The sequence below is a fragment of the Rhizobium alarense genome (assembly GCF_021555155.1).
In the GTDB taxonomy this organism is placed as follows: Bacteria; Pseudomonadota; Alphaproteobacteria; order Rhizobiales; family Rhizobiaceae; genus Rhizobium_D; species Rhizobium_D alarense.
In genome coordinates, this window is the sequence record NZ_JAKGBU010000161.1 from 1 (window position 1) to 4,046 (window position 4,046).

The following is a 4,046-nucleotide window of genomic DNA, read 5'->3' on the forward strand; positions in this document are numbered from 1 at the left end:
GAAGTGGGCGGCTTCACGGCCGCGCAGATCATCGGCCAGGGCGGCACCTTCGTTGTCACCGCCGATGCGCGGGCCGGTGAACGTGTCGTGCTGGTCCGCCATTCCGACAAGAAGCCCCGGTGTTTCATCGACGCGGGAACCGCTCTCAAGCTGCTACGCGATGTCGGCTTCGGCGTCGTCAGCGCCGAACTAGCCGCTTGGCAACCCGGACAGGGCAGCTTGTAAGCCCTTCAGGCCGTCAAATCACAACGAATCCCACCACTTCAACGAGGATTAGAGATGGCGACGCAGCTTTACGCCAAGATCAAAAAGAGCAGCAAGTACTACTACCAGAACGAGTTGGCTAAGAAGCAGGGCCAGTGTCCGTTCCCGGTCGAAGTTGCCTTGGACTACGACAGCGGCACCGGCTACGTCATCAAGGGCGGGCCAGGTGGCCAGTACGAAGTCAGAGACGTGAACCTGTACGCCATCGTTGACGGCCGCGACGGCGGCGTTGTCGAAATCAAGCTGTCGTAACCGCCTCTACACAACGCATCCCACCGAACGAGGATCGAAGAATGAAGACTCCGGCCCGCTTGGCCTTCGCCGCTGTTGCCGCCGCCCTCACGGGCTGCGCAACAGGCCCCTACTACTCCGCCCCGTATTACTCCGGCTCGGTCGGCTACCGAGCGCACAACATCGGGGGAATGCCCGTGTCTGGCTCGGTCGGCGTCAGCGCCTCGCGATCTGGCGTGATGGTCAGCCCGAACATCGTAATCAGCCCGAGCTATTACGACTGGAAAACGGTTCGCAACCGGCTGAAGAACGACAAGAACAAACCGTGACCACGGCCCGCGAGGGCCGAAAGGAGGTAGCTCAGGCAAGCCCGCCCCATCGCTTTACCCAACCATATCCCTGAAAAACTCGACAACGGCCGCACTCAACGACGGCCGAAGAACAAGGAGGCTCAACCATGCTTATTCTCACGCGCCATATCGGCGAAGTCGTGATCATTGGCAACGACATCACAGTGACGGTCTTGGCCGTCACAGGTTCACAGGTCCGGCTCGGCATTTCCGCGCCGAGAAACGTGCCGGTCCACCGGGAAGAAGTCTATCGGCGCATCCACCAGCTTGATGCAGTAGCGCAGGTAGGTGCGGAATGACTATGAAAGACGCGAATACTGCGGCCCCGCTGACGAACGCCGAGCAAGAGCAGGCCTACGTGAACCTCAAGGCCGAATTGAACAAGGTAAAAAAATGGGACTTCCTTGCCGCATGCGGCAGCGCTGCGGTGATGATCTACCTTGTCCTGCCGTTCTTCAACGACGTTCTGGTTGTTTGGAATGAGCCGTGGCGACTGGTGGCTTTTGTGATTTTGAGTTCGGCCACCTTCGTGTTCATTCGAGGCTACCAGCGTACCGTCGATGTATTGAACTCGCTGGAAGCGGCCGAACTCGAGTCCACTACCACCCAAAGCGCCTCTAATGCGAACGAGCCGCTGATGAGTAGCGGCCATCAATTCGTTTTGGAGACGCGATATGCGCTCGAAGCGGCCGCCGACCTACTGTCTCTGGTAACGACTAGCCTAGATTACCTGCCGCATGAGGGGCCAGCTGGCGACGTTAGAGCCATCGCCCACGCGCTACCGTATCTCTGGTCGGGTTACCGTGATGATGATCCGTTTGTTGAAGACCCCGCTTATGCGGACAGGCAGCATGCGCGCGCCGGCGAGATTGCAGGACGGCACGGGGTTGAGTTATCCCAGGACCGGCGGCTCGCTGCGGTCCAAATTGTTCGCCTTGCGCACAACCTAATCTGGAAGGATGGGCTTGGCCGGCCGGTTCACCGACGCGAGCCGTAGCGCCCCAGGTGGGCGCTAGACCAAGCGCCAGATGACATAACCAATGCCGCCGACCATTCCGGCTACAAGCACCAATAGTGCGAAAAACTGGACGTACACCAGAAGCCTTGCAAGGCCGAAAGCGAACCTGCCGACGCTTTTCGCGCACACGACGATGATACCGTCGAGAAAGTCCATCATTTCTCCATCTCCATGCTTGTGCTGCGCGCAATAAAAAACCCGACCGGAGCCGGGTTTCCCGCGTGTGCCTCGCGGAGCCAATCTTTCCCAGTTGGCACAGGGTGGCGATTGGCGACCGGTTGGAAGCTTACCACGCTGCATCGTGCGCATACATCCCCGCTCTGCCCAGCTCGCCCAAATGGGTGGGTAAAAATCCCGTAGCCAATTAGACTTGCCTGTTTCATTTGTTGGCCGGGCTGATAAGCTGGGCTCAATAGGGATTACCCAAAATAGCCGCCATTTCGAGGAAAGTAGCTGTGAGCGACCACGAACTAGACCACATCGTGAGCAAGAGCCGCGACGCCAAGCGCGGCGGTTTCGGCGTCCTCTCCACTGGCGAGAAGCTGGCGGCCGCCCTGGTGCTCAATCGCGCCGACTGGCTGGCCGATATGAACTACACCATGGCCGAAGCCATCGAGCGTGTCGGCATGGACTGGCTGGCACGGATTCCCGAGGCCGCGCGGATGCTGGAATTCGAGGCCGAGCAGGATGCCGAAGGCTAGGCCGCTCCCCTCCCCCGCCCTGCGCGTGGCGCGGGTCTACATCCGCGTTAGCACCGACGAACAGGATCTGCGACGGCAAGACGCGATCATCGCCGAGGCTCAGGCGGCGGGCTACTACGTCGCGGCCGTGTATCGCGAGAAGGCATCCGGCGCACGCGCCGACCGGCCCGAGCTGCTGCGCATGATCGAGGACTTACAGGCCGGCGAAGTCGTGATCGCGGAGAAAATCGACCGCATCAGCCGCCTGCCGCTGGCCGAAGCCGAACGGCTGATTGCCTCTATCCGCGACAAGGGCGCAAAGCTCGCCGTCCCCGGCATCGTGGACTTGTCCGAACTGGCGGCCGCCGCCGATGGTGTGGCGCGTGTCGTGTTGGAGTCGGTACAGGCCATGCTTTTGCGCCTCGCGCTACAGATGGCGCATGACGACTACGAGGACCGCCGCGAACGGCAGCGGCAGGGTATCGAGCTGGCGAAGGATGAAGGCCGCTACAGCGGCCGCAAGCCGAACCGCGCTTTGCATGCCCGCATTATCGCCCTGCGCCAAGGCGGCAACAGCATCAACGAAACAGCGCGGCTGGCCGGGTGCAGCCCGAGCCAGGTCAAGCGCATATGCGCATTGGCGAAGTCGGCCAATGGTGACAAGCTGCAGCTGGCCAGGTCGTAGGCCTGTCGCCATAAGGCTATGGCGCATGGATGCGCCGCTCTTGACTCTATAGCGCTCTGAGCGCGCCCGGTCGCTCTCCCGAAGCCAGGTAACGCCTTGCCTTTCCAACGCCCTGGACCCACCCACTGCCAAACCTGATTTTGCTTCTCGCCGTAGACCCCTTGGGACGTTGCCCCCCCTTTCGCCCACCGCTTCCCCGATTCCTGGGGATGCAAGGGGCATCCCCTACGTCACCGAGCCGCCTTGCGGGCCGTGGACGAAGCGGGGACAACCCGATTGTCTGCCGTCAGAGCAGCCTAAGCCTTCCTATGTGTTGCCATTTACTGTACAATAGCAACACATTGAACCGGGGCGATTCGTGAACCCCGAACCACCCTATCAGCAGGGAAGGAGTATCCAGTGAGCAAAGAAGTTTCTATGACCATTCGCGTTGAGCCGCAGCTTCGGATTCGGTTCAACGAAGCGGCCGAACGCCAGCACCGCCCCGCCGCCCAGCTCATCCGCGAATTCATGCATCGCTATGTGGAGCACGTCCACAAGACAGATTCAGCGCACTCTATCGGCGCGGCCGAAAGCGAGCGTCGCCGGCAAGCCGTCATCAATGCGCGGGCATCTGTCGGCCTGGAAGGTTTCAAGATTACTGACGATGATGAGGAACAAGCGCTGCGGTTCATTACGGGTGAAATCGATCTGGCCGACTTCGTGAAAGTGTCGAATGAGCAAGCCGCCGAGCGATAAGAGGCTTTCCGCCCAGGAGCGCGAAAGCCTCGAAGGCCGCTATACCTTCCGACGCATTGTCGAGCTTGAACTTGACCCGG

The 4,046-nt window shown here is 60.8% G+C and carries 9 protein-coding genes; 8 read left to right on the forward strand and 1 reads right to left on the reverse strand.

The window, feature by feature from the left end; translation table 11 throughout:
* From LXM94_RS25605 to LXM94_RS25625, 5 genes are all read left to right on the forward strand, one after another.
* The coding region (locus LXM94_RS25605) for a hypothetical protein (protein WP_268965249.1) at window positions 1-225 on the forward strand (225 nt) is incomplete at its 5' end.
* 54 nt (window positions 226-279) lie between these two features.
* Window positions 280-516 carry a hypothetical protein gene (locus LXM94_RS25610; RefSeq protein ID WP_235774680.1) on the forward strand — a complete coding sequence of 79 codons (237 nt, stop codon included), beginning with the start codon at window positions 280-282 and terminating at the stop codon, window positions 514-516.
* A 41-nt stretch (window positions 517-557) separates the two neighbouring features.
* Window positions 558-824: a hypothetical protein gene (locus LXM94_RS25615; RefSeq protein WP_235774682.1), complete on the forward strand. Its 267-nt coding sequence runs from the start codon at window positions 558-560 to the stop codon at window positions 822-824.
* 128 nt (window positions 825-952) lie between these two features.
* A complete protein-coding gene (gene csrA, locus LXM94_RS25620) occupies window positions 953-1,144 on the forward strand; it encodes a carbon storage regulator CsrA (RefSeq protein WP_235774683.1) in 192 nt (63 codons plus the stop codon).
* A 2-nt stretch (window positions 1,145-1,146) separates the two neighbouring features.
* Entirely contained in the window at window positions 1,147-1,842 is a 696-nt protein-coding gene (locus LXM94_RS25625; protein WP_235774685.1) for a hypothetical protein, read from the forward strand.
* A gap of 15 nt (window positions 1,843-1,857) precedes the next feature.
* Here LXM94_RS25625 and LXM94_RS25630 read toward each other — a convergent pair whose 3' ends face one another.
* Entirely contained in the window at window positions 1,858-2,022 is a 165-nt protein-coding gene (locus LXM94_RS25630; protein ID WP_235774687.1) for a hypothetical protein, read from the reverse strand.
* A gap of 296 nt (window positions 2,023-2,318) precedes the next feature.
* On the opposite strand from LXM94_RS25630, the gene LXM94_RS25635 reads away from it, so the two are divergent.
* The 3 genes from LXM94_RS25635 (at window position 2,319) to LXM94_RS25645 (ending at window position 3,966) form a co-directional block, all read left to right on the forward strand.
* Window positions 2,319-2,564 carry a hypothetical protein gene (locus LXM94_RS25635; RefSeq protein WP_235774689.1) on the forward strand — a complete coding sequence of 82 codons (246 nt, stop codon included), beginning with the start codon at window positions 2,319-2,321 and terminating at the stop codon, window positions 2,562-2,564.
* A 25-nt stretch (window positions 2,565-2,589) separates the two neighbouring features.
* Complete coding sequence (locus LXM94_RS25640) at window positions 2,590-3,228, forward strand: recombinase family protein (protein ID WP_456239091.1); 639 nt, start codon at window positions 2,590-2,592, stop codon at window positions 3,226-3,228.
* A gap of 399 nt (window positions 3,229-3,627) precedes the next feature.
* On the forward strand, window positions 3,628-3,966 hold the full coding sequence (locus LXM94_RS25645) for an antitoxin VbhA family protein (protein WP_235774693.1): 339 nt from the start codon (window positions 3,628-3,630) through the stop codon (window positions 3,964-3,966).
* Window positions 3,967-4,046: the final 80 nt, after the last annotated feature.

Coding starts and splice junctions, on each gene's coding strand:
- LXM94_RS25615 (WP_235774682.1), top strand. CDS start 558: ATGAAGACTCCGGCCCGCTTGGCCTTCGCCGCTGTTGCCGCCGCCCTC.
- LXM94_RS25630 (WP_235774687.1), bottom strand. CDS start 2,022: ATGATGGACTTTCTCGACGGTATCATCGTCGTGTGCGCGAAAAGCGTC.
- csrA (WP_235774683.1), top strand. CDS start 953: ATGCTTATTCTCACGCGCCATATCGGCGAAGTCGTGATCATTGGCAAC.
- LXM94_RS25625 (WP_235774685.1), top strand. CDS start 1,147: ATGAAAGACGCGAATACTGCGGCCCCGCTGACGAACGCCGAGCAAGAG.
- LXM94_RS25610 (WP_235774680.1), top strand. CDS start 280: ATGGCGACGCAGCTTTACGCCAAGATCAAAAAGAGCAGCAAGTACTAC.